Below are 24,593 nucleotides of genomic sequence, written 5' to 3'. Positions count from 1 at the left end.
TATCATAAATGATATTGAAGCATTCGGGAAAACTTACAACAAAAAGGACTTAAAGTGAAATCCAGAGTCAGAATTCACTTTAAGCCCCTATCCTGAGCCTAAGATACTCCTATACAAAACTAACCAAGCATCATTCGATCATCCGCCAGTTTATGACCACTGATGGTCTCAAATTCTCCCAGCAGGCGTTCTACCGTAAGATCCTTTTTCCTTGTTTCATCAATATCAAGGATAATACGGCCTTTATCCATCATGATAAGACGATTGCCAAGACGTATAGCCTGCTCCATGTTATGGGTAACCATAAGCGTAGTCAGCTTCATCTCACGGACGATAGACTCTGTCAGTTTAGTAATCAGCTCCGCTCGTGAAGGATCAAGTGCCGCTGTATGTTCGTCTAACAGCAAAATTTGCGGCTGGGTAAAGGTTGCCATTAGCAAACTCAGTGCTTGTCTCTCCCCACCAGATAATAATCCTACCTTAGCTCGCAGACGATTCTCCAATCCAATCCCGAGACGACTTAACTCCTCACGAAACATCGTCCGTCTCGCTGCATTTACACCAAACGATAATCCTCTACTCTTCCCTCTTTTAAAAGCCATCGCTAAATTTTCTTCAATCGTCATCCGTGGAGCCGTACCTGCCATCGGGTCCTGAAAAACCCGTCCGATCCAGCGACTGCGCTGATATTCTGCTAAATGGCTAATCGAATTCCCTTCAATACTAGCTGAACCAAGATCCGGCTTCATCACACCAGAAATAATGTTCATTAGCGTTGATTTACCAGCACCATTGCTTCCAATAATGGTAACAAAGTCACCAGGAAGAAGCTCCAAATCAATGCCAAGCAGCGCGATCTTCTCATCCGGTGTCCCAGGATTAAACAGCTTAGATACGTTATCCAGTTTAAGCATCGATGGTGCCTCCTCTCTTGCTGCTAAGCGCTTGTTCAGCTAATTCAAGCGAACGTTTACGCGCCATATTCTTCTGCTTCAAGAAACGCTGAATCGATGGGAATACAAGTGCGAAAATAACGATAATCGCCGTAATCAGCTTAAGATCCGAAGGTCTCAACCATGGTACATACAAGGCTAATGCAACTACGATTCGGTAAACAATAGATCCCAGAACAACTGCCAACGTCGCACGGAATACATTTCCAGCACCGAAAATGGCTTCACCAATGATTACCGAAGCTAAGCCGATAACAATCATCCCTATACCCATTGAGGAATCCGCAAAGGTAGAATACTGAGTGATCAATGCACCTGAAAGTGCCACCATTCCGTTGGATAAACTGACGCCGAGAATTGTCGTGTTATCTGTGTTTACACCCAGACTACGGATCATTCTTGCATTATCTCCGGTAGCCCTTAAAGCAAGCCCAAGATCAGTACGCAAGAATAAATCCATTAGAATTTTCACAAATAAAACAATAAAAGGAAGAACAAGAAGCGGATTGATGGACGAGAACAACGTGGTATCACCCATTAGTGACCAGTTAGGCTTACCGCCAAAAATTCTCAGATTGATGGAATAAAGTGCGATCATCATTAGAATCCCGGATAACAATCCATTAATCTTGCCCTTCGTATGTAGTAGACCGGTACACATTCCTGCCAGCATCCCACCTGCAATAGCAGCAAGCGTGGCTAACCAGGGTGCATAACCATTGGTAATCATAACGGCCGCAATAGCACCGCCAGTAGTAAAGCTTCCATCTACAGTCAAATCAGGAAAATCCAAAATGCGAAAAGTAATATACACCCCTAAAGCCATAAATGCATAGAGCAACCCCATTTCCACAGCCCCGAGCATTGAATCATACATAGAAGTCTTCTCCTTTCAAGCATCAAGGGGCGCCCTCATGGAATCGCCCCTATAGAATGTCTTATTGAATAATATTGTTAGCTTGATCAGCAACTTCTTTTTTCATCGCATCCGTCACTTCTATGCCTTGTGCGGCAGCCGCTTTAAGGTTAAGGATAAGATCGAGCTTTTCTTGCATCGTTACTTTCATATCTGCTGGCTTTTTACCATTCTTCAGAATGTCCACTGCCATTTGTCCAACTTGGTAACCATGGTCGAAATATTTGAAGCCAACGGTTGCAAATGCGCCTTTTTCAACGGTATCCCGGTCGCTGGAGAAGAACGGAATTTTCTTATCATTAGCTGTTTGAATAATCGTATCAACAGCACTCACTACTGTGTTATCCAAAGTAATGTAGAATGCATCTACACGACCAGCTAGTGATTCAGCAGCTTGCTTCACTTCAGAAGTATTTGTGATGGCTGCCTTCACAAGCTCAATACCATGTTTATCCAGCTCTTTCTTAGCAATATCCGCCATAATTACAGCATTCGGTTCACCTTCATTGATAACAATGCCCAGCTTCTTCACATTAGGAAATTGAGTAGCAATGAATTGCATTAATCTATTAATAGCTTCAGGATTCGTATCTGATACACCAGAAACATTTCCACCTGGGTGCTCCAGATCAGTTACGATCTTTGCATCGAGTGGATCAGTCACTGCTGCGAACAGTATCGGAGTGTCCTTACTTGATTTACTAAGCGCTTGAACAACCGATTGAGCAGAAGGTGTTGCAATAGCCAATACCAAATCATTAGTGTCAGCTGCGATCTTCTGAGCAATGGTCAAGTTATTCGCAGGGTCAGCTTGAGCATTCTCAAGGTCAACCTTCAGGTTCTCTCCTTCAACAAGCCCGGCATCCTTCAAAGCAGCAAGAATACCTTCGCGTGTAGCATCAAGTGATGGATGTTCTACGTATTGGGAAATTGCGATTTTGTACGTTTTGGAATCAGCGGTTCCAGCATTCGTTGGCGCATTTCCAGTGCTTGTTGCGTTTCCTGAGTTTACAGCGGCATTATTGTTGCCACAGCCAGCAGCTACTAGCATGAAGCATAAGCTTAAACCTGCAAAAATGTTTCTCTTTTTCATTAAAGTACCCCATTTCATTAGATTATTAACGCGTGCATCAAAGTGAGCGACTCAGCATTATCACTTTTATCGATAAAAGCATTAAAGCATAAGCTTACACGTACCTCACAATAATGATAGAAATCTATTAAACCTATATTATATGGAGGTTGTTTATCCGTCAATCACTTATCCTACTTCCATAGATTACAAATTTTATAGCGCATAACTCACCAATATAGGAAGGACTTGGTTATGTCTTACAGTGATTGCCTTGGTCCCCATTACATAAAAAAAAGCCCCCTGCACAAACTTAAACTACAGTTTGAATTTGGAGCGTGTCATATGCCTAATAACCACAAAAAATTACTATCTACTGCTACTGTATTGCTCGCTGCCGTTTTATCAAGTACCGCATGCGGTTACTCTTCACAATCACAAAAACCCAAGGTAAACGCCGTAACTCCCGATGGCATGCAAGCCTCAAGTTATTATGAAAAGTCCGCCATCACCGATGCTCAAGGAAAGTACTGGATTCCACTCAAACCTGCGATTACTTCACTCGGTTATCGTTTGAAAGATGATGCTACTCATGGGGGATACACCAAAATTGGCTACAGTGATGTTATGTATATGCTGCGCCCTGGCTCTACTCAAGTCTTCTCCCTAGGTGAGAAAATCACATTACCGCAGGCACCTAGACGACAAGAAGGTCAAATCTATATCACACCGCTAGCTCTATCCAAATTTCTTCAAACGGAGGTGGGTTGGAATCCTCAGTCTGGTGAAATCAACATAGCCACACCGACCGACCATGAGGCTATTATAAAAACACCATCTGCTAAATCACTGGATGGATCAAAACCATTTCACATCCAAAGCATTTCTGAAGCAGACAAGAAGGAATTAGTTTCTTATGCCAAAAAATTCTTAGGTGTACCTTATGAATTTGGTACCGGGCCTTATGAAGAGACTAAGAAATTTGATTGCTCTTCTTTTACAAGGCATGTATTCAAACAATTCGGTGTAAACTTACCGCGTCTAGCCAAGGATCAAGATAATATAGGTTCTCGCGTGCAACGCAGTGCACTAGATGTCGGCGATCTTATATTCTTCACTGTCCCAGGTCGGTTTGAAAGTGATGCTATACCCGGACATGTCGGTATCTACATTGGGGATGGAAAGTTCATTCATACCTGGGGTGATCCCGGGGTTCAGATCAGTGAGCTCGACTCAGGGTATTGGAGCAACGTAATCCTGCATATGCAGCGCATTCTGTAACCTACATTCACTGACTAAAGGCACCTATAAAGAAAGCCTGAATCCTCCGCTATGGAAGGGTTCAGGCTTCTTTGTTGCAGCATAAAGCGGTATTCTTAATCCCAATTCTTGCCCTTGCCACTTAAACGTACAAACAGCTTTACAAACTCTACAATCACTATAATTGCCAGTGCTGCAGCAATTACAATTCCCCACTGTAACCCGCTTAAATGTGAGACACCAAACCAGTCATTCAGTCCTGGGATGATAATCACCAGCACCAGCATAAGTGTAGAGATCAGTGATGCCCACAGCATATACCGATTGCTGAACCAGCCAATCTGGAACAACGATTTCGTATTGGATCTGACGTTAAATGCATGAGAAATTTGCAGCAATCCTAATGTGGCGAATGCCATCGTAACCGCAATTCCCTCATTGTAATGGGTATGTGCCCACTGGTATACAAACAGCGTAAGCGCCGCCTCTAATATACCCTGGTAGATGATCCCGATTCCCACGCCACCAGCAAAGATACTGCTGCTGGCTTTGCGTGGTTTCTTCGACATCAAATCATCCCCCGCCTTCTCAAGCCCAAGAGCTAATGCCGGTAGGGTATCGGTAACAAGATTAATCCACAGAATATGAATTGGCTCGAGTATCCGCCAGCCGATCATGGTTGCAATGAATAGCGTAAGCACTTCCCCAAGATTGGCTGAGAGTAGGAACTGGATGGCCTTACGGATATTGCTGTAAACCTTCCGTCCTTCTTCAACAGCAACAACTATGGTCGTAAAGTTATCATCAGCTAGCACCATATCTGAGACGCCCTTAGCTACATCCGTTCCTGTGATGCCCATCCCGACGCCGATATCTGATGATTTAAGCGCAGGAGCATCATTCACACCGTCACCCGTCATGGCAACAATCTTCCCTTTTTTCCTCCACGCCTTAACGATCCGAACTTTATGTTCAGGAGATACACGTGCATAAACCGAATAATTAGTGACTTTCTCAGCAAATTCCTCTTCACTGAATTTATCCAGCTCACTGCCGGTCAATACGCCTGTCTCATCTTCGATAATACCTAATCTTTTAGCAATGGCCGCTGCAGTATCTCGATGATCTCCTGTAATCATTACAGGTCTAATCCCCGCTTTACGACAGATAGCTACCGCATCCCGTACTTCCTCTCGTGGAGGATCAATCATACCGACTAAACCGATAAATACAAGTTCTTTCTCCGTAGCTTCCGGGGAGAGGATAGTCGGTAGCTGCTGTTCATCTCTGAAAGCAAATGCCAGCACCCGCAGTGCATCATTCGCAAGCATTGTATTACTTTCCATGATATGTCGTGAATGTTCATCATTAAAAGGAACGATCTCTCCATCCACATAGATATGGCTGCATTTGGACAAAAGCACATCTGGTGCACCTTTCGTTAACACACGATAACGTCCGTTCTCAACTTCATGAATCGTCGTCATCAGCTTGCGATCGGAGTCAAATGGCAGTTCATTTTTACGTGGGAATTTCTTTTCTAAATCCCTTTTGTCAGTACCTATACTGAGCGCGTAGTCCACTAACGCTGTTTCCGTTGGATCCCCGATAATCGCTTTACCACTCTTAGTTTGTGGGTCCTTAGCTCCTTTATTCCCTCCAGGTTCTTCAGAAGAATTTCCTTCGTCAATGCTGGAATCATTACAAAGCGTCATAGCCTGAAGCAATAGTTCACCACCCGGTGTCCCTTCAAGGCCTTCAGCAGCTTCTTTCGTAGTTCCATTGACATGCACTTTTTCGACAGTCATCTTGTTTAGAGTCAAAGTACCTGTCTTGTCAGAGCAAATAATTTCGGTGCTTCCGAGCGTTTCTACAGCGGGGAGTTTGCGAATGATCGCTTTACGTTTAGCCATCCGCTGCACTCCGAGTGCCAAGATAATCGTCACAATTGCTGGCAGCCCTTCAGGAATCGCTGCTACTGCAAGTGAGATCGAGGTGAGAAGCATATCCAGCAGCTCTCTACCCTCAAATATACCGACGGCAAAAATGACTACACAGACACCAAGAATAATAAAGGTGAAATATTTTCCTAGTTCATCCAGTTTCTTTTGCAGCGGTGTTACATCATTCTCTTCCTCCGAGATAAACCCAGCAATCCTGCCGACTTCAGTCTGCATTCCTGTAGCTGTGACGACACCAACCGCTCTACCGTAAGTTACATTGCTGCTCATATAAGCCATATTGGTGCGATCCCCAATAACAATATCGCTTCCTTCAAGCACACCTATCTTCTTTTCTGAAGGTAATGATTCTCCGGTCAATGCGGCTTCCTCTGTTTTCAAAGAAGCAGCTTCTAACAGTCTAATATCCGCCGGAACTACATTTCCAGCTTCCAGCAATACGATATCCCCAGGTACGAGATCTTCACTTTTAATCTCTGAGACCTGTCCTCCACGTCGCACTCTGGCATGCGGAGAGGACATACTTTTCAGGGCATCTAGCGCCTGCTCTGCCTTATTTTCCTGAATAACGCCAAGTACCGCATTCAGGATGACTACCAACAAAATAATGACTGTATCTGTCCATTCTCCCAAAACCCCAGACAATACTGCCGCCACTAGCAAAATAAAGATCATTACATTTTTAAATTGTTCAATAAATTTTCCTAGCAGAGATTTGGTTTTTGCTTCTTGAAGTACGTTCTTCCCATACTGCTCCAGAAGTTTAGCGGCTTCACCGGAAGACAAACCATCTTTCCTAGTTTCCAGCCTTTTGAGCACTTCTTCCTCACTTAGTGTATGAAAAGGTACCTGCCCCTGCGATTTTGGATCATTTGAGTTCAAGACAATAGCCTCCTTCCGGGATTGAGATTCTGGTAAAACCTCTCATATGAGTCTTACCCAAAAAAGGCACGGTGATTCTAGAACGTTATGTACAATTTTAGAAATTAAGCTGTTCCGTCTGCTTGACTCGATCAAAGCTCTTGAATCTAGTCCCTTGATAAAGGAGTTCTCCTCGATCCCCTTCTACAATCAGACCAAAATCCTGATCTCGAACCTGCAATTCCAAGCGTCCACCATCTTCAAACTCAAACGTCACATAATAACTAGTATGTGCGCTCGATTCACCCGATCCACCCCATACCTCAGTCCGTTTCGTTACAGCTTTAGAGCTAGCTTTTATCAAGGGACTTGCGTTGTTGGCTATCCAGCTTCTCACTGATTTATAAATTATAAAAACGAAAACACCTAGAATAAACAAAGCAAATAATTTAAAAAATAGGGGCATCTCATGAATGAAACTTCCGAAAAAGCTTCGTTTATCAAAACCGTTAAAATCCTGCCATTCGCTCAAATTCATTCCTCCTGACTGATAGAAGATAATAAAAGTCTTCTTTTCTACGAAATACGTCATTTTTCCCGTTCGGTTTCTTGTTTTCATCGTTTTCAAATGAATTTTTTTCACAAAACAATTTGGAATCAAATGATAAGGTATGGTATGCTTTTTATACTACATACAGTTGGGAGGTGTTATTTCGGTGCAATATATAGCGCGTTTGTCACTACTTTGGTTTCTTCGTATAGTCCTAATTCTGGGAATGATGTTTTCTTTTCCACCGGTTTGGTCTGGAGGATTATTCACTACGGAGCAAGAATCAACGACAACCGAAATTGAACGCTTCGAGCGAAAGTTTATAGCTCCCGTAAGGACGGTACCCCAAATAACTCCTCAAATAGGAGCCATCAAAATAACTGAACAATGGGGAACTAAATCTATTGCGGTAGCCGCGATACTCCCTGTGCTTTCTTTTGTATTCCGTCCTGTGATCTATAAATTCTTGCTTCGACTGCGACTGTACCTGTTAAAATTCACTTCTCACTTTCTAATATCACGCAATGCGAATTTCATCTCTATCTTAAATGATTGTTACTGAGGGTCATTTAGAACTTCCATTGATAAAAATTCGAAGAAAGCGAAATAATTATAAGACACCTAAATGTAGGCTAGACTTTCATGGATTATAGAGAATCGGATTTAACGGGAATCGGTAAAAATTTGTTATGCAAACTTACTTCTAGCATAGGAATCAAAATGGATCTATAAATTATTGGATACAGTATATAAATTAAAGAAGTGACATGCTGTTAAAATTATCCCAAAAAGCTGTCGCTACCTACGAAATGAATAAAGTTGTTTCCCCTGCTAAAGGAGGAAAAACATTGCAGACTAAGACAACACAACATAAACAATTACGTAAAAATTCAGTATTCCGAGTTCTAACCGTTATTGCAGGAGCACTACTTGCCGCAGTAGGATTAGAGTTATTTCTCATACCACATGGGCTTGTAGTTGGTGGAATCACAGGTTTATCGGCATTATTCGCTCATACCACTGAGATGCGGCTGGGATTGTTTCTTTTTCTATTCAATCTACCTTTTATATTCATGTCTCGAAAGCAAGTGAATCTTCGCTTTGCTCTGTATACCGTTCTAGGATTAGCTTGCTTGACCATCGCTTCTCTTGCTCTACACCGTTTTCCTGCAGTGATTAGTGATCCTTTACCTGCTGCTATGGCAGGTGGCATCTGTTTAGGACTCGGTATCGGTATATCTGTCCGATTTGGTGGTGTGAACAAACATGCAAGTGATCAAGGATATTCACTTCTGAGTGGTGGACCGCCAAAGTCAACCGAAGTCGTCATCATGATTCTAAACTGTGCTATTTTGCTTATAGCAGGCACACTATTTGGCTGGGAGCAAGCCATGTACTCCATTATTGCTTACTTATTGGCCTTCGAAGGTGTGAGATTCTCACTCCGAGGGTTATCCGATTCACGCGCTGCATGGATTACCAGCAATAGTTGCATGGATATCCAGGAAGCTCTCGAAAACTCATTAAATCGAGAAGTTGGGCTTGCTGAAGGCTCCGGGCAAAATGGAGAGCTGAGCACATTGTTTTGTCTCATCAACAAAATGGAAGAACATCAATTGCGGACCATTGTTCTTAATTGTGATCCTGACAGCCAAATTGTGCTCAAATCAGCTGCCAGTGATCAAAGATTGAGTAACCTGCCATCCTAACTAATAGGGCAGTACGATGAGTAGGATGATTACGTCTTCTTTGTTTGAAGGTAACCTTTATGATTCCACGTAATAGAAATAGCGTTTCTCCCGTGTATGGGGGGAGCGCTACTTTTGCGATATCAACCGAGGTTCTTTCGCTGGAATTGCGATATCCTGCAAAAGTACATCTTTTGGCTCAGATATCAGCTCCATTAAGCCCAAATCCTGCTAATGTACAGGAATATCCTCATTTATGGCTCGAAGGCTTCTTCTGATGCAAGAATTCCTGCAGATTTGCAGGAATCAATACTTTAACCCTCCTCGTATCATCTAAAGATGTACTTTTGCAGGATTTTCACCGGAAAATTATTGGTTAGTCTACATTCGTTAATCAGTGTTCGTCAGTCGGCGTTCATTAATCAACGTTAATGAGCCAGTGTTTGTTTGTCTGCTTTTCCCTAGAAATCATCCTTGATTCACACAAAAAAAAGCTGTATCAAAAGCAGCATTCACTACTTTTGATACAGCCTCTACTCCTTTAGCTAGCTGAGAATCAAACCTAAGATCTAGCCTATACTCGCTAGCACACTTTCCTAACGGAACATTCCCCACAAACGGATCAAGTGGAAGGTGTTGTTTGGATCAATTTTCTGAGCGATAATAAATTTCACAATTTGGTCTTCCTGCGTCGAGGTCAATTTCTCGTTCAGTACACCTGACGCATTCCGTACCAGCCTGCGAACAACTGCCGTGTCCTGTAGCTCTTGTTTCGAGACGCCGTTAATCATATTTTTAATACGATCTTTGACAGTCGCGTTTTTCATCTTCAGCTTGATGCGTTCCACGAGCTGAGGGCTAATTCCGAATTGTTGATAACCCAAGTGTAGCACCTCCCGTCATATCCAATCTTTCACAGTATATGAGGCTTAGGAGCTAGATGTGCCTACTTAGTCAATTAATTCCCCTTGGAAAATTTGCTCGCCTTGTAAATAATGCCGAAGAGGTGCATATTCAGGAGATGTCCAGAACTTCTCATCCTTAAGCAGCTCTGCCACATCATCACGCGCCTGCTCCAGCACTTCAAAGTCAGCCGTCATATCCGCCAAGCGAAACTCCGGTAATCCACTCTGCTTGGTTCCAAAAAAATCACCTGGACCACGCAGCTCCAAATCTCTCCGCGAAATCTCAAATCCATCATCGGTGTCCGTCATAGCAGTCATTCGTTCACGCCCGATTTCAGATTTCGGATCAGCCACTAGTACACAATAAGAGGCATGCTGACCTCTACCAACCCGTCCACGAAGCTGGTGCAGCTGTGATAATCCGAACCGGTCTGCATCCATAATAATCATCAACGTGGCATTAGGAACGTCTACACCCACCTCTACAACCGTTGTGGATACTAAGAGTTGCAGTTCATTGTTGTAAAATGCTCGCATCACTTCATCTTTTTCAGCTGGAGACATCTTTCCATGCAAAAGCCCAACTTTATAGTTAGGAAAAGCTTGGCTCATCTGAATATGTAAATCTATAGCATTCTGTACATCCAGTTTCTCCGATTCTTCAATGAGCGGACAGATCAGATAAGCCTGACGTCCCAGCTCTATTTCCCGCTTAATCAGATTTAGGACACGATCCATGAGATCATGCTTGACCCAATAACTAGTTATTGGCACTCGGCCTTTCGGTCTTTCCGACAGCGTGGATACATCCATATCTCCAAAAACAGAGATCGCAAGTGTACGTGGAATAGGTGTTGCAGTCATCGTAAGTACATCCGGATTATATCCTTTACGCCGCAATACACCTCGCTGGTTTACACCAAACCGATGCTGCTCGTCCGTAACTACAAGACCCAGATCACGGAAAAATACATCCTCCTGAATCAATGCATGCGTTCCTACAACAATATCGAGCATCCCCATTTGTAGTGAAGCTAACAATTCTTTACGTTTCCGTCCAGTTACGCTCCCTGTTAACAGACCAACCGTAATTCCAAACGGCTCAAACATCTTCGTAAGTGAACGCATATGCTGCTCTGCTAAAATCTCAGTGGGCACCATAAGCGCACCCTGAAAACCAGATCGCACGGTGGCAAAAAGCGCGACGGCAGCTAGTACCGTTTTGCCGGAACCCACATCACCTTGAAGCAGTCGATTCATGCAATATGGTGATCGCAGATCATGTAAGATCTCCAGTTCTACTCGTTTCTGAGCATCTGTAAGCTCAAAAGGTAAGCTGCGAACAAACTGGCGCACGGTTGCGTTATCTACGGTATGGACTACACCATCCATCCTACCGCGATTGAGTACCCGGAATGCCTGCATCTTCAACTGGAACAGAAACAACTCCTCATACACCATCCTGCGGCGTCCCTGCTGCCCTTCACGCGTATCCTCTGGCCTATGAATGGTAGCAATCGCCCGTTTACGGGGCATAAAATCATATTGCCGCATAATAGAATGTGGTAGTATCTCGGGAATTAAATCTCCATACTGTTGAAGCGCCTGATTAATACTTTTCCTGATCCACGACTGCGTGATCTTTCCACCGACGGAATAGACCGGCTGTAGAGTCCCTGTCTTCCCTTCCCCACGATCGGGGAATTCAAAATCCGTCACTGTAATTTGATTTCGCTTCTGATCCCATTTACCTGTGAGTACAATTTCTCTTCCCACAGTAAGTTGCTCACGCACGTAATGACGATTAAACCATGTAGCTGTGAACATCCAAGGCTCAGCAACCATTTTACAACTAAGTCGTGACTTGCCTCCAAAACGTTGCAGTACAGGGATACCGATCACTTTAGCCTCTGTAGTCACTTTATCCCCATGTTTGGTTTCACTCAGCGAGCGCGGGCGATAATCCTCATAACGGAACGGATAATACTCTAACAAATCCTTTACTGTAAAGACGCCAAAGGCGTGAAGCTCGCTTTGCTTTTGAGCACTCACGCCAGTTATGTTTTTTACTTCAATTTGATTTAATGACAGTGTCATATTCATCCCTCATTTTGCAGGCCAAATGAATACAGCTAACGTACCGTTTCCGACATGGCTGCCCACGACAGGGCCGACGTTCGTCAGCACTTTCTCTTCTAGTGTAAAATGTCCTGACAGCTCTTTCAGGAACTCTTCACCGGAAGCCGGTTCAGCCGTATGACCCACGGCCACATTGATTTTGTCTACACCTTGAATATCCTTCTTAAATAATTCAATCATACGGGCAATAGCCTTCTTACGGCCTCTAACTTTCTCTACCGCATATATTATTCCTTCTGCATCAATAGACAGGATCGGCTTAATATTAAGAAGCGTTCCCAGAATGGCCGAGGCCTTTCCGATTCTCCCGCCTTTTTGTAAATATTCAAGTGTATCTACCAAGAAGTAAAGCTTACGAGATTGGCGCAGACTTTCTACAGCTTCAAGAATCGCTTCGGGACTCTTATCTTCAGCAGCCAATCTGGCGGCTTCCACCACCATAAATCCAAAACCGTAAGAAGCGGAGAGAGAATCTACTACAGTGATCCCTTCTCCCTCTTCCTCCAACATCGATTTAGCCAATAGTGCTGATTGGTACGTACCGCTTAGTCCAGAAGAAATATGAAACGAAAGGATAGGACTTCCCGGGTAACGTTCCAAAATATCTCGATACACATTCATGTATTCAACCGGTGAGGGTTGAGAAGTAGTCGGCAACTGTGACGAGCGGGGAAGTCGCTCATAGAACTGCTCCGGCGTCATATCCAGATTGTCCCGGAAAGCCTCTTCGCCGAACATCAAGGTCAAAGGGACGACCTCAATGCCATACGTTTCCGCCATTGCTGGCGGGATATCAGATGTGCTGTCGGTGACGATAATGGTACGATTCATGGATTATCTCCCCCATACTATAATTTTGCCAACTAAGTAATTAGCAAGTTGCTCCTGAACTGTTATAGAACCCTCAGCATCTACCTATGGCTCTACGGAGAAAAGATAATAATAAAGGGGTTGGCCACCCTCATGAATCTCTACTTCCACATTCGGGTAAGTCTCTTCCAGCCACTCGCTTAAGGAATCTGTGACCTCAGAATCAGTTTCTGCTCCAATAAGGATCGTAACGATTTCATCGCCATTCTCAAGCATATTGGACAGCAGCGCCTGACTTGAAGCTAACAGATCATCTGCGGCAGCGACAATTTTGGAGTTCGAAATTCCGATAAATTGCCCGGATTTAATCTCCAGATCATCAAAGCTTGTATCACGGACAGCATTTGTTACTTGTCCTGACTTGACCTGTGAGATTGCTTCTAGCATGTTCCCAGAATTAGTCTCCACAGAATCCTCTTCTTGGAACGCGAAGGCTGCAGCGATTCCTTGAGGAATGCTTTTGCTTGGAATAACCGTAATCTCACGTTCGCCTTCCAAGAGCTCCTTAGCTTGCTGAGCGGCAAGAACAATATTAGAGTTATTCGGCAGAATGTAAACATGCTTCGCAGAGATCGAAGAAATCGCGTTCACGAAATCCTCTGTGCTAGGGTTCATAGTCTGACCTCCAGCTAGGACTACGTCCACACCGAGGCTTTTGAAAATATCTGCAATCCCAGCGCCTGATGATACTGCGATGAATCCGTAAGGTGCCAAATCATCTGCTGGTGGTTCGGCTGGAGCTGATTGTACCCGGCTCTGCTCATCCGGCATATCCGCGAAAACATCTGGCATAGGTGCAATATCCATACCTGCAGTTAACAAGTCGCGGTGTTGCTCACGCATATTGAGAATATGAATCTGCGTAATTTCCCCATAGAGGAGTGCCAGATTCAAAACTTCACCTGGAGCCTTGGAATGCACATGCACTTTAATGGTTTCATCATCCGAAATTACAATAATGGAATCTCCATTTACTGACAACGCTTTCCTAAAGGTTTCCTCATCAAAGTCCGTTCTCACGTTACCGCCTAACTGGCGATTAATGAAGAACTCCATATCATATAGAAATTCTATGTCCTCTGTTGAAAGCTGTGATTGCGCAGAAGACTGTACAGAAGACAGTTCGCTTTCAGGTTTCTTTAACACCGGTACCGGTGTTGGCACGACTGGTGCCTGAGGTTGTCCTTTTACAGGTTCAGACACACCGGAGCTTCCGCTCGTCAGATGCTGGTGAAACCCTTCATAAATATAGACCAGTCCTTGACCGCCAGAGTCTACGACACCGACTTGCTTCAAGACAGGCAATTGTTCCGGTGTATAGGCTAAAGCTTCCTTTGCTTTGGCCAATACCTCTGTCATGAGCTCTGTAACATCTGTAGTTCGGCGAGCATAGTAGACAGCATGTCTTGCAGCCTCTTTAGCCACTGTAAGAATAGTTCCTTCTACAGGCTTTACAACTGCTTTATAGGCTGCGTCCACTCCGCTTTGCAATGCAGCAGCAAATTGCTGTGTGTTTAGCTCATCATGTTGAGCTGCAGATCTGCTAAAGCCTCTGAACAATTGAGATAAAATAACTCCGGAGTTCCCCCGTGCGCCCATTAACAAGCCCTTAGAGAGTACACCTGCACATTGACCGACAGACGTTGTATTATTTTTCTTCAATTCATTCGAACCTGCGGTCATCGTCAAATTCATGTTAGTTCCGGTATCTCCGTCTGGAACCGGAAAAACATTTAGGGAATTGACGTGTTCTGCATGCTGTTGCAGCTTATCCGCTCCAGCCAATACCATAGCGGTAAAATCTGTTCCGTTTATAGAACGCTTACTCAATTGAGAATTCCCCTTCCTAACTTCATGCCTAATCATTCTATGATTAACAGGACATAATGCACTAATTTACATTGTACTATAAGTATTAAAAGAAATAAATGTTTTTGAATCGGTTGACGTAGCAAAATTTGCTGTGATATTATAGATAAGTATTGTTTTATGCAGGTGTTAGGAATAAGGAGGTGTAATCTATGTCCCGCAAATGTGCAGTAACAGGCAAGAAACCGAGCAGCGGCAACCACGTGTCTCACGCCAATAACCGCAACCGTCGTTCTTGGGGAGTTAACGTTCAGAAGGTCCGTATCCTCGTGAACGGTAAACCAAAACGCGTGTACGTCAGCACCCGTGCTTTGAAAGCCGGTAAAGTTGAACGCGTTTAGTCTTTTGCAATTTTAAAGACCGAGCGATCACTCATATGAAGCAAAAAGCACCCTTTACATTTGTAAGGTGCTTTTTTTCATGTTTTCTTTTCTGTTCCAAGCCCAAGATCAACTCTTCTGAAATGTGTTCAAAATCGCTTTAACAAAACCTCCCAAAAACCTTGGCAGCTTAAACGTGTAAAATTTCATGGTTTACCCTCCCATCAATTCATGCCGTACGCAGGAGACTTTCTTCTTGTTCTAACGGTAACGTACTGCAGTCCTCCCTGCCAAAACAAAAAAGGCTACATGAGATTTCTGCTCATGTAACCATATTTATGCGTCGAGGACTTGGCCTATACCTTTAGTCGTAATAGCCTATTTTTTTAACGAAGTGCCGCTTCCGCTGCTTCTCGAATCTCAAGGATCGCTGCAGCACGATCACTCCGGCCAAAAACTGCATTTCCTGCAACCAAAACATCCGCTCCTGCACTGACAACCAATGGCGCTGTAGCTTCCGAAACACCACCATCGACTTCAATAAGTAGATCTGGATTGACTTCATTCGCCCATTCTCTAATTTGAGTAATTTTGCGCAACGTGTTAGGAATGAATGCTTGACCTCCAAAGCCAGGATTGACAGTCATCACGAGAATCATATCCACATCCTCAAGCACCTCACGCACCGCTGATGCCGGAGTGCCAGGATTAATAGCTACTCCTGCCTTAAGACCCAATTCCTTGATCTGATGCACCACACGGTGTAAATGAACGCAAGCCTCTGCGTGGACAGTAATCACACTAGCGCCTGCGGCAGCAAAATCAGAAATATAACGTTCCGGAGACTCAATCATTAAGTGAACGTCTAGTGGAAGTTTGGTATGTAACGAGACCGCTTTTACGATTGGTGGACCAAGCGTTATATTCGGTACAAAATGACCGTCCATTACATCCACATGGATCCAATCCCCGCCACTGACCTCAGCTTCTGCAACCTCTGAACCTAAACTTGCGAAATCGGCAGACAATATAGATGGTGCTATTCGTATCATGACTTAGTACCTCCGCTTTTTATCTTTCATTTCATTAAAAAATAATTTGTAATGTTCATACCGGCTATCAGCGATATTTCCAGCTTTCCATGCCTCGATGACTCGGCAGCCTGGTTCATGCTGATGACTACAACCACGGAATTTACAATCCCCAGCATAGTTTGCAAATTCACGGAAACAAGTAGAGAGCTCTTCAACCCCAAGCTCAAGAAAATCAAGCTGACTAAAACCAGGGGTATCCGCTACAAAGCCGCCCCCGCCAATATCCATTAATTCTACATGGCGGGTAGTATGACGACCACGGCCCAGACGTAAGCTGATCTCACCTGTCTCCAGTTTAAGTCCTGGCACAATACGATTCAATAAGGTCGACTTTCCTACCCCAGATTGTCCGGCAAATACACTAATACCACCAGTAAGCCGCTCTCTTAGTTCATCACTGCCAGCTCCTGTAATTGAGCTTGTAACCATCACTTCATAACCAATATCCTCATAGAGCTCTTTAACATACTTAGTGGCTTCACCATTATCATTAGCCAAATCCTGTTTGGTCAGAACGATTAAGGGTTCCAGTCCCGAGTGCTCAATATGAACTAGGAACTTGTCCAATAGATTCAGGTTCATATCAGGCTCCCGCACAGAAAATAATAGAACGGCAAGGCTTACATTCGCTACAGGTGGACGAATTAACTCAGATTCTCTAGGGAGAAGCTCATCCACCATCCCTTCACCATGCTCAGTCAGCATATAGATCACGCGGTCACCTACAAGAGGAGCGATCCCCTTTTTCTTAAGTATGCCTCGGCCTCTGCATTGAACTGAAACTTCCTCTGTTGCAATTAATCCTTCACGAAGCGGTTTTACGTAATAATATCCGCTTAACGCCTTTACTATTATTCCTTCAGGCATACATAGTGAGCCTTCCTCTCCTGATTTTGCGAAAATGACCCAAGTTTGAACATCCCCGGGTCACTTCGCTGCCACAACTATTCAAGCACTTCTGCCCTGATTAGTTATCGCTTTTATCTTTAGATTTGTCTTTGTTTTTATTATTATGCTTGTCATCATTTTTATTACTGTTCTTGTTGTTACCACTATTGGTCGATTCATTATTCACCGAATTGTTAGTAAGGAATCCCGTCTGATTGACTGATCCAGTATTAGTAGACCCTTCGTTGTCTGAACTTGGAGGCAGGATCTCAGGCTCAATGGTCGGTTCAGCAGTAGGTGTAGGATCTATCGGTGTCTGAGTCGGCTGCGGAGTCGGAACCGTCGGTGGTTCAGGTTCTTGCACCGTGCCATTCTTCGCATCAATATATGGAATCACATAAGTGTCTAAAAGCACACCATCTCGGGTAACAATAACAGAGCCATCTTTATTCGGAGCAAGCACTAGATTAACGGACAGCACTTGGCTCTTTCCAATGGTACGCGTTCCCCAATCTTGTTTTTCACCATTATTGCGCGCATCAACGAACTCAATTCGAATCTTGCTCTTCTTTCCATCCTGTGCAGGAGCTACTGGTACATTAAAGGTATAATTCAGGGCTTCAGGTGGATAACCTGTACTTAAGTAAATCGTAATCGCTGTTCCAGGTGGAACAGAGGTACCTTTCTCATAAGCCCAAGTCTTCGTTACCTTACCTTCATCAACTGTGAAGCTGGATTCTTCCTTTACATCTCCGAGGACCAGTTTGGATTCTTCCAAAAGCGCCTTAGCTTCACTCTCCGTCTTACCGATGAGGTCTGGCATCGTGACACTTTCTTCTCCTTTGCTAACGTAGAGGGTGATTGCAACCGTCTCTGGATCAAACTCGCTGTCAATGGCTGGGTCTGATTTTACAACCTTACCCACCTCCATATTTTCATCGAAGAGAGGTTCATTCTTAATTTGATTCTGGGGTACACCCTTTGCTATTAGCGCTTTAACCGCTTCGTCGAAAGTGTAATTCGTTACATCTGGCATCTTAGTTAATGGTTTCGCCGTATTCACAGTTAGTATTAGGGAGGCTCCCTTTTTCACTTTGGCGTCCTTTTCCCTACTTTGCTTCATGACCACATTTTCTTCGAAATTCGGACTGTAGTCATACAGTATAGGATCAGCAACCTCAAGCCCCAAATCCTCAAGTTCAGTCTTCGCTTGTTCCAGCTGTTTACCGACCACGTAAGGAACCGATACCTCAGGAACAACTAATTGGGATTTAACGTACCACACGAGACTGGCCATAGCCAGCAGTAACACTAAAGTTAAACCAATCCATAATGCAGGTTTAGTCCATTGTTTTTTACCTTTTTTCACAGGTACCGGATCGTCATCATCATCTTCATCATTATCCATCCGGTCGTGGCGATGATTACGATTTCCATTGCTTCTTTGGATCGGTTTAATCGCTGGTATTACCCGCGTTCGATCCTCGTCTTCCTCATCGTTAAAAAGAACTTTTGCTTCACTACGGCGCTCAGGCAACAAGCAGGTTTCTAAATCCTGCAGCATTTGCTTTGCAGACTGATAACGCTCTTCCGGATTTTTACGCATCGATCTTAGAATTACATTCTCAACGCTTTGCGGAATAAGTGGATTTATGAGCCTTGGCTCTTCAAACTCTTCTTGCAGATGCTTTAGAGCTACGCTAATCGGACTCTCCCCTAAGAATGGAAGACTTCCGGTAAGCATTTGATAGAGTACAATCCCTAATGAATACAGGTCGGATTTCTCTCCTGTTGAGACACCTTTGGCATGCTCTGGTGAGAAATAATGAACGGAACCTACTACAGAGCCTGTCTGAGTAATGGTAGTAGATGTTACCGCACGAGCAATACCGAAATCCGTTACCTTCACCCGGCCATTGCGCCCGATCAATATATTATGTGGTTTAATATCCCGATGAATAATTTGATTCTGATGAGCGTGATCAAGTGCATCACAGATTTGTGAAGCGATCCTTACGGACTCGTCAACCTGTAATGGTGCTCGTTCTTTTATAATTTCATTAAGATTCTTGCCCTCAATATATTCCATGACAATATAATGAATTTCGTCTTCTTGTCCTACATCGTAAATACTAACCACATTCGGATGAGACAAAGATGCAGCTGATTGCGCCTCACGCCTAAAACGGCGGATAAATTCCTCGTCATGAACAAATTGATTACGCAATACTTTGATGGCGACGTTTCGGTTTAAAAGAATGTCATGTGCTCTATAGACGAGCGCCATTCCACCTCCGCCGATCCGTTCGATGACTTGGTAACGGCCGCCCAGTTCGTGACCGATCATCAATCCCACTCCTTTGTTTCGGGCACAGCGGCCTCTCCATGATGTTCTAACAAAGCGACGCTAATATTATCGCCGCCGCCAGCAAGCAGTGCCAACTGAAGTAAGCGGTCCGCTCTTTCCTCTAACGGTATCTCATGTATTCCCGCTACCTTGCCCAAATGCTCATTGTTAACAAAATTACTTAAACCATCACTGCAGAGAAGCAAAAGTTCCCCAGGTAGCAGGGTAACAGGGGCTAAATCAACCAGCACCTCAGCATCTGTTCCAAGTGCTCTCGTCAGCACATTTCGTCTCGGATGATTATCTAATTCCTCCACACTGATCTGACCGTTCTTGAACAGCTCATTGACTAGCGTGTGATCTTCGGTTAATTGAACTGCTGCACTGTCCTTTATTAAATAGGCTCTGCTGTCTCCGATATGGCCAATATATCCGTTTGAACCATTCATCAGGGCAGCAACGACAGTAGTACCCATATTGTGGTACTTATCGTCGCTGGAAGCCTCCTTGAAGACAGTGCTGTTAGCTTCCAAAATAGCAGCTGATAACGCATCACGCAGTGCTTCGTCCTGAAGCTCAGGCAGGAGCCCGTCTAGGGTATTCCTCATCGTCTCCAAAGCAAGCCTGCTCGCGGTTTCACCAGCCTGATGTCCACCCATCCCATCGGCAATTATGCCGAGTGTATAACCGTGGCGCGTCGCGCCGATCCAGACCGAATCCTCATTGACAGAGCGCACTCGGCCAATATCGCTGGCATGAACTGTTCTGATCAAATATCCTCACCCCAACTCCATATGTTTGGCACGCAGCTGTCCGCATGCGGCCGCGATATCATGGCCTTGCTCACGGCGAATGGTAACATTCACGCCGTTGTCAGCCAAAATACGTTGAAACTCAAAGATATCATTGCGTGAAGTACGTACATATTTCCGCTCTGGCACGTGGTTTACTGGAATCAAATTGACGTGGCATAGCATGTTCTTAAGCACACCTGCTAATTCCTCAGCATGCTCCGGCTGATCATTCACCCCGCCGATCAATGCATACTCAAAGCTGACCCGTCGCCCCGTCTTAGCTTGATAATAACGTAAAGATTCAATCACATCATCAAACGGAAAGCGGCGGTTAACTGGCATTAGCTTCGAACGCAGTTTGTCATTAGGTGCATGAATCGAAATCGCCAAATTTATTTGTGTATCTTCTTCTGCAAATTTATAAATGCTCGGCACAATCCCGCTAGTGGAAACAGTAATATGCCGTTGTCCGATATTTAAACCTTTCTCATGAATCATAAGACGTAAGAATCTCATTGTTGCATCATAGTTCTCAAACGGCTCACCAGTACCCATGATAACAATACTGCTGACACGTTCACCCCGCTCATCCAAGATCTGTTGAGAGCGTACAACCTGAGCTACAATTTCACCCGCTGTCAAATCACGTTTCAATCCACCAAGCGTAGAGGCGCAGAAAGTACAGCCGATTCGGCAGCCTACTTGAGTTGTTACACAAACGCTATTTCCATAATTATGTTTCATGATAACTGTCTCGATCGCATGATCATCATGCAATCCAAACAGGAATTTTACTGTTCCATCTTTCGATTCCATTTTAGTAATCTCAGTGAGCGCTGCAATGGAGAATTGCTCGTTCAGTTTCTGACGAAGTCCTTTAGACAAATTGCTCATGGATTCGAAGTCACTTACACGTTTTACATACAACCAGTCAAAAATCTGTCCACCACGAAAAGCAGGCTCACCGTTATCTTTCGCCCACTGCTGTAACTCTTCTAAAGAAAAATCATATATTAAAGGTTTCATTATTATTAGCACCTGTTCTTTCATAAGGATATGCGTATTATTTCTCATTCTTCCTATTTTAACACAAATTTCAGAGACGGTAAAAGAAATAGCCCGCCGTACGTTAGCCCGGCGGGCGGAAGATACAACGATTGTCAGTAAATTTGCTATATTACAAGACTCTTTGAAGCTTGGAGATATAGAACCCATCACTGCCATAATGATGTGGCAATAACTGAATCCCCTCACCAACAGCCAGCGCAGTACCTTCCAATCTCCCCCACAGCGGGGAAGCAAATGTTATAGAAGTGAAATCAGGATTTTGCTCCAAAAAGGCAGCTACAACCTCACTATTTTCCGTTTGTTCAGTCGTACAGGTACTATAAACCAGAACACCACCCGGTTTCAACAGTTTAGAAACCGACTGCAGCAGCTGACCCTGCAGTGATGCTACACTTACAACATCCTCAGGCTGCTTACGCCATTTGAGATCTGGCTTACGGCGGATTACACCAAGCCCAGAGCAAGGCGCGTCCAAAAGAATTCTATCGAAGGAATGATGCTCTAAGGTAAGCTCCAGCTCCAGTGCATCTGCACTGCCTGTTACTACACTTTCGAGACCTAATCGTGCAGCTTGATCCGAGATAAGCTTAGCTTTATGTGGATGCAGATCGTTAGCGAAAATAGATCCTTCATCTTTCATCAGCTCGCCCATATGGGCCGTTTTGCCCCCAGGCGCGGCGCAGCAATCAAGCACTCTCATTCCAGGCTCAGGTGCAACAGCTTCAGCTACAAGCATGGAGCTTTCATCCTGAACAGATAGATATCCATCCCGGTACCAGGATGAAAGAGCCAGATTACCGCCGCCTTTTACAACAATACCATAAGGACTTACTTCAGAAGCAGAAGCTTGCAGACCTTGTTCAATCATCTGACTCAATAGGGCTTCACGGCTAATCATCGTAGTATTTACGCGTATACTTACAGCGGGTGGCTCATTGTTAGCAGAGCAAATAGCTTCCGCAGTGTCAACACCATACTCCGTAATCCAGCGTTTCACTAACCATATAGGATGGGAATACTGAATAGATATCCGTTTCGCAGGACCCAATCCATCAGGTATTACCGGCAGATTTCCAGCGCGCAGCACACTACGAAGCACGCCATTAACCATACCCGAAATTCCTTGATGGCCCTTTTTCTTAGCTATATTAACAGCCTCATTTACAGCTGCATGAGATGGTATGCGATCCAGGTACATAATTTGATATAAGCTTAGACGCAGTAAATTACGCACCCAAGGCTGCAATTTAGCGATCCCTTTGCTAACAAATTCCTCGAGCACATAATCAAGTGTATTCATCCGAGAGATGGTACCATAGACAAGCTCTGTAACTAGTCCAGCATCTTCTCTGCTGAGTGCAGACTTCTGCAGACTGCTGTTCAGCAATAAGTTGCTGTAAGCCCCTTGTTGTTCGACTTTAACCAGGATATCAAGAGTGATATCGCGGGCAGAAGCTGTAGCAGCTTTACCTTTATTTCCGCTACTGCCCTTTTTACCACTCACTGCTTTATGATCGTTACTATTTTTATTGCCAGAGCTATGACTCACTCCTGATCGGCCCGCACCGTTACCGCCCGCGCTCAACCTAGCACCGTCCCTGGTTTCATAACACCGCCACGACTAAAATCCGCAGCACTCATCGCTTTCTTACCAGCAGGTTGAACCGTAGTTAGCAGCAGACTTCCGTCTCCTGTCTTAACCTCGACACCATGTTCAGTGACCGAAAGTACCGTTCCTGGCGCACTATCAGTTGATTTCTGCTCAGCAGGAATTTTTGAAGCCCATACTTTGAAGGTCTCTCCATTCCAAAGCGTAAACGCACCGGAAAAAGGTACTAATCCACGAATTCGATTATAGTTATCACGTGAGCCAGCGTTCCAATCCAAACGCTCATCCTCACGATTTAGGTTAGGAGCAAAGGTCGCTTGACTGTCGTCTTGCGGAGAAGCTTGAACAAGGCCGTTTACTAATCGCGGCATTTCAGACTTCAAGAGATCACGTCCAGCAAGGCTAAGCTTCTCGAACATCGTGCCGGAAGTATCCTCATCCTCGATAGCCACCTCGACGCGCGAGATCATATCTCCAGTGTCAAGTCCTTCAGCCATATACATCAAGGTAACGCCGGTAACCTTCTCACCGTTAATGATACTACGTTGAATCGGTGCGCCACCCCGGTATTTAGGAAGTAGTGAACCATGAACATTCACACAACCATTACGCGGCAAATCCAATACAGCTTTAGGCAAAATTTGACCATAAGCCGCTGTAACAATCAGGTCAGGCTCATATGCAGCTAGCTCTGCGACAGCCTCAGGTTTGCGCATCCGTTCAGGCTGGAGCACAGGTAAACCGAGAGATAATGCGGCTTCTTTAACTGGTGAAGGAGCCAAGATCTTTTTACGTCCTTGCGGTCGATCTGGTTGGGTGACGACTGCTACAACTTCATAGCCTTCATCCATCAGCATTTGCAAGCTTGGTACCGCAAAGGCTGGGGTTCCCATGAATACAATCTTCATATCCTCACTCCTCAGTCTCATTGCGTTCAGCTGTCATCTCGTATACTTTTTCAGCGATATCGGTAAACAGTACTCCGTTTAGATGGTCAATCTCATGTTGAAAAGCCCGAGCAAGTAAACCACTGCCGGTAATGGTAATTTCTTTTCCTTCACGGTTAAGACCACGCACGGTTACTGTCTCTGCACGGCGTACATCACCATTCAATCCGGGAATACTAAGACATCCTTCAGGTCCTAGCTGCTCCCCTTCTGTACCGATGATTTCCGGATTAATCATTTTGATCAGCCCGTGCTCTTCATCTGCATCCACCACAATTAGGCGCTTCAAAATACCAACTTGTGGAGCTGCCAGCCCTACACCTTCAGCGTCATACATCGTATCAGCCATATCATCTAACAATTTTTTAACATTAGGTGTAACTACAGTTACTTCTTTTGCTATTTTGTGCAACACTTCATCCGGTTCCTTAACGATCATACGTATCGCCATTAAAAACACCTTCCCGTTCTGTACATCTCTA

At 44.4% G+C, this 24,593-nt stretch carries 22 protein-coding genes; 4 read left to right on the top strand and 18 right to left on the bottom strand.

Going from position 1 to position 24,593, the window contains the following annotated elements:
• Positions 1–119: 119 nt before the first annotated feature.
• From MKY19_RS11955 to MKY19_RS11945, 3 genes are all read right to left on the bottom strand, one after another.
• Positions 120–914 (bottom strand): ABC transporter ATP-binding protein, encoded by a 795-nt coding sequence (locus tag MKY19_RS11955; protein ID WP_042187421.1) that lies wholly within the window; start codon positions 912–914, stop codon positions 120–122.
• The gene (locus MKY19_RS11950) at positions 907–1,830 is read right to left on the bottom strand and encodes an ABC transporter permease (RefSeq protein ID WP_149644199.1); all 924 of its coding nucleotides are present in this window, start codon (positions 1,828–1,830) and stop codon (positions 907–909) included. The genes MKY19_RS11955 and MKY19_RS11950 overlap by 8 nt, the downstream gene beginning before the upstream one ends.
• Before the next feature lie 61 nt (positions 1,831–1,891).
• Entirely contained in the window at positions 1,892–2,962 is a 1,071-nt protein-coding gene (locus MKY19_RS11945) for an ABC transporter substrate-binding protein (protein WP_042187416.1), read from the bottom strand.
• Between the two features lie 324 nt (positions 2,963–3,286).
• Between MKY19_RS11945 and MKY19_RS11940 the strand changes: the two genes are divergently transcribed.
• Complete coding sequence (locus MKY19_RS11940) at positions 3,287–4,222, top strand: NlpC/P60 family protein (protein WP_339803008.1); 936 nt, start codon at positions 3,287–3,289, stop codon at positions 4,220–4,222.
• A gap of 95 nt (positions 4,223–4,317) precedes the next feature.
• On the opposite strand, the gene MKY19_RS11935 is transcribed toward MKY19_RS11940, so the two are convergent.
• Both MKY19_RS11935 and MKY19_RS11930 read right to left on the bottom strand, forming a co-directional pair.
• The gene (locus tag MKY19_RS11935) at positions 4,318–7,044 is read right to left on the bottom strand and encodes a calcium-translocating P-type ATPase, SERCA-type (RefSeq protein ID WP_339803005.1); all 2,727 of its coding nucleotides are present in this window, start codon (positions 7,042–7,044) and stop codon (positions 4,318–4,320) included.
• A 97-nt stretch (positions 7,045–7,141) separates the two neighbouring features.
• The gene (locus MKY19_RS11930) at positions 7,142–7,555 is read right to left on the bottom strand and encodes a DUF2500 domain-containing protein (RefSeq protein ID WP_231573434.1); all 414 of its coding nucleotides are present in this window, start codon (positions 7,553–7,555) and stop codon (positions 7,142–7,144) included.
• Positions 7,556–7,739: 184 nt separating this feature from the next.
• Here MKY19_RS11930 and MKY19_RS11925 point away from each other — a divergent pair, with 184 nt between their 5' ends.
• Entirely contained in the window at positions 7,740–8,135 is a 396-nt protein-coding gene (locus MKY19_RS11925; RefSeq protein ID WP_149644195.1) for a hypothetical protein, read from the top strand.
• Positions 8,136–8,421: 286 nt separating this feature from the next.
• Positions 8,422–9,282, top strand: a complete 861-nt coding sequence (locus MKY19_RS11920; RefSeq protein ID WP_339247458.1) for a YitT family protein — start codon at positions 8,422–8,424, stop codon at positions 9,280–9,282.
• A 575-nt stretch (positions 9,283–9,857) separates the two neighbouring features.
• Here MKY19_RS11920 and MKY19_RS11915 read toward each other — a convergent pair.
• From MKY19_RS11915 to MKY19_RS11900, 4 genes are all read right to left on the bottom strand, one after another.
• On the bottom strand, positions 9,858–10,145 hold the full coding sequence (locus MKY19_RS11915) for a stage VI sporulation protein F (RefSeq protein ID WP_042187408.1): 288 nt from the start codon (positions 10,143–10,145) through the stop codon (positions 9,858–9,860).
• Positions 10,146–10,211: 66 nt separating this feature from the next.
• The gene (gene recG / locus MKY19_RS11910) at positions 10,212–12,263 is read right to left on the bottom strand and encodes an ATP-dependent DNA helicase RecG (RefSeq protein ID WP_076282907.1); all 2,052 of its coding nucleotides are present in this window, start codon (positions 12,261–12,263) and stop codon (positions 10,212–10,214) included.
• Positions 12,264–12,272: 9 nt separating this feature from the next.
• Positions 12,273–13,136 carry a DegV family protein gene (locus tag MKY19_RS11905; RefSeq protein WP_042187404.1) on the bottom strand — a complete coding sequence of 288 codons (864 nt, stop codon included), beginning with the start codon at positions 13,134–13,136 and terminating at the stop codon, positions 12,273–12,275.
• An 84-nt stretch (positions 13,137–13,220) separates the two neighbouring features.
• The gene (locus MKY19_RS11900) at positions 13,221–15,005 is read right to left on the bottom strand and encodes a DAK2 domain-containing protein (RefSeq protein WP_339802999.1); all 1,785 of its coding nucleotides are present in this window, start codon (positions 15,003–15,005) and stop codon (positions 13,221–13,223) included.
• 191 nt (positions 15,006–15,196) lie between these two features.
• Here MKY19_RS11900 and rpmB point away from each other — a divergent pair, with 191 nt between their 5' ends.
• Positions 15,197–15,385 (top strand): 50S ribosomal protein L28, encoded by a 189-nt coding sequence (gene rpmB / locus MKY19_RS11895; RefSeq protein ID WP_036686205.1) that lies wholly within the window; start codon positions 15,197–15,199, stop codon positions 15,383–15,385.
• Between the two features lie 108 nt (positions 15,386–15,493).
• On the opposite strand, the gene spoVM is transcribed toward rpmB, so the two are convergent.
• The 9 genes from spoVM to def all read right to left on the bottom strand — a co-directional run bounded on the left by spoVM (position 15,494) and on the right by def (position 24,562).
• Complete coding sequence (gene spoVM, locus MKY19_RS11890; RefSeq protein WP_020431362.1) at positions 15,494–15,574, bottom strand: stage V sporulation protein SpoVM; 81 nt, start codon at positions 15,572–15,574, stop codon at positions 15,494–15,496.
• Positions 15,575–15,750: 176 nt separating this feature from the next.
• Positions 15,751–16,416, bottom strand: coding sequence for a ribulose-phosphate 3-epimerase (rpe, locus tag MKY19_RS11885; protein WP_076282910.1), 666 nt, complete (start codon positions 16,414–16,416; stop codon positions 15,751–15,753).
• Positions 16,417–16,419: 3 nt separating this feature from the next.
• On the bottom strand, positions 16,420–17,325 hold the full coding sequence (gene rsgA / locus MKY19_RS11880) for a ribosome small subunit-dependent GTPase A (protein ID WP_042187397.1): 906 nt from the start codon (positions 17,323–17,325) through the stop codon (positions 16,420–16,422).
• A gap of 100 nt (positions 17,326–17,425) precedes the next feature.
• The gene (gene pknB / locus MKY19_RS11875; RefSeq protein WP_339802993.1) at positions 17,426–19,693 is read right to left on the bottom strand and encodes a Stk1 family PASTA domain-containing Ser/Thr kinase; all 2,268 of its coding nucleotides are present in this window, start codon (positions 19,691–19,693) and stop codon (positions 17,426–17,428) included.
• Positions 19,693–20,466, bottom strand: coding sequence for a Stp1/IreP family PP2C-type Ser/Thr phosphatase (locus tag MKY19_RS11870; protein ID WP_094868546.1), 774 nt, complete (start codon positions 20,464–20,466; stop codon positions 19,693–19,695). The genes pknB and MKY19_RS11870 overlap by 1 nt, the downstream gene beginning before the upstream one ends.
• A 6-nt stretch (positions 20,467–20,472) precedes the next feature.
• Positions 20,473–21,513, bottom strand: a complete 1,041-nt coding sequence (gene rlmN, locus MKY19_RS11865; RefSeq protein ID WP_042187390.1) for a 23S rRNA (adenine(2503)-C(2))-methyltransferase RlmN — start codon at positions 21,511–21,513, stop codon at positions 20,473–20,475.
• A 151-nt stretch (positions 21,514–21,664) separates the two neighbouring features.
• On the bottom strand, positions 21,665–23,059 hold the full coding sequence (rsmB, locus tag MKY19_RS11860) for a 16S rRNA (cytosine(967)-C(5))-methyltransferase RsmB (protein ID WP_339804281.1): 1,395 nt from the start codon (positions 23,057–23,059) through the stop codon (positions 21,665–21,667).
• A 77-nt stretch (positions 23,060–23,136) separates the two neighbouring features.
• Positions 23,137–24,072 carry a methionyl-tRNA formyltransferase gene (fmt, locus tag MKY19_RS11855; RefSeq protein WP_339802989.1) on the bottom strand — a complete coding sequence of 312 codons (936 nt, stop codon included), beginning with the start codon at positions 24,070–24,072 and terminating at the stop codon, positions 23,137–23,139.
• A 4-nt stretch (positions 24,073–24,076) separates the two neighbouring features.
• Complete coding sequence (def, locus tag MKY19_RS11850) at positions 24,077–24,562, bottom strand: peptide deformylase (protein WP_042126884.1); 486 nt, start codon at positions 24,560–24,562, stop codon at positions 24,077–24,079.
• Between the last annotated feature and the right edge of the window lie 31 nt (positions 24,563–24,593).

The sequence above is a fragment of the Paenibacillus sp. FSL R5-0744 genome (genome assembly GCF_037972555.1).
Lineage (GTDB): Bacteria > Bacillota > Bacilli > Paenibacillales > Paenibacillaceae > Paenibacillus_AQ.
Note: the sequence above shows the minus strand (reverse complement) of the source record. Positions and strands in the feature narration are given on the sequence as shown.

Excerpts from the sequence above, each read along its gene's own strand:
- MKY19_RS11955 (WP_042187421.1), bottom strand. The coding sequence starts at position 914 with ATGCTTAAACTGGATAACGTATCTAAGCTGTTTAATCCTGGGACACCG.
- MKY19_RS11950 (WP_149644199.1), bottom strand. The coding sequence starts at position 1,830 with ATGTATGATTCAATGCTCGGGGCTGTGGAAATGGGGTTGCTCTATGCA.
- MKY19_RS11945 (WP_042187416.1), bottom strand. The coding sequence starts at position 2,962 with ATGAAAAAGAGAAACATTTTTGCAGGTTTAAGCTTATGCTTCATGCTA.
- MKY19_RS11940 (WP_339803008.1), top strand. The coding sequence starts at position 3,287 with ATGCCTAATAACCACAAAAAATTACTATCTACTGCTACTGTATTGCTC.
- recG (WP_076282907.1), bottom strand. The coding sequence starts at position 12,263 with ATGACACTGTCATTAAATCAAATTGAAGTAAAAAACATAACTGGCGTG.
- MKY19_RS11905 (WP_042187404.1), bottom strand. The coding sequence starts at position 13,136 with ATGAATCGTACCATTATCGTCACCGACAGCACATCTGATATCCCGCCA.
- rpmB (WP_036686205.1), top strand. The coding sequence starts at position 15,197 with ATGTCCCGCAAATGTGCAGTAACAGGCAAGAAACCGAGCAGCGGCAAC.
- spoVM (WP_020431362.1), bottom strand. The coding sequence starts at position 15,574 with ATGAAATTTTACACGTTTAAGCTGCCAAGGTTTTTGGGAGGTTTTGTT.
- rpe (WP_076282910.1), bottom strand. The coding sequence starts at position 16,416 with ATGATACGAATAGCACCATCTATATTGTCTGCCGATTTCGCAAGTTTA.
- rsgA (WP_042187397.1), bottom strand. The coding sequence starts at position 17,325 with ATGCCTGAAGGAATAATAGTAAAGGCGTTAAGCGGATATTATTACGTA.
- pknB (WP_339802993.1), bottom strand. The coding sequence starts at position 19,693 with ATGATCGGTCACGAACTGGGCGGCCGTTACCAAGTCATCGAACGGATC.
- rlmN (WP_042187390.1), bottom strand. The coding sequence starts at position 21,513 with ATGAAACCTTTAATATATGATTTTTCTTTAGAAGAGTTACAGCAGTGG.
- fmt (WP_339802989.1), bottom strand. The coding sequence starts at position 24,072 with ATGAAGATTGTATTCATGGGAACCCCAGCCTTTGCGGTACCAAGCTTG.
- def (WP_042126884.1), bottom strand. The coding sequence starts at position 24,562 with ATGGCGATACGTATGATCGTTAAGGAACCGGATGAAGTGTTGCACAAA.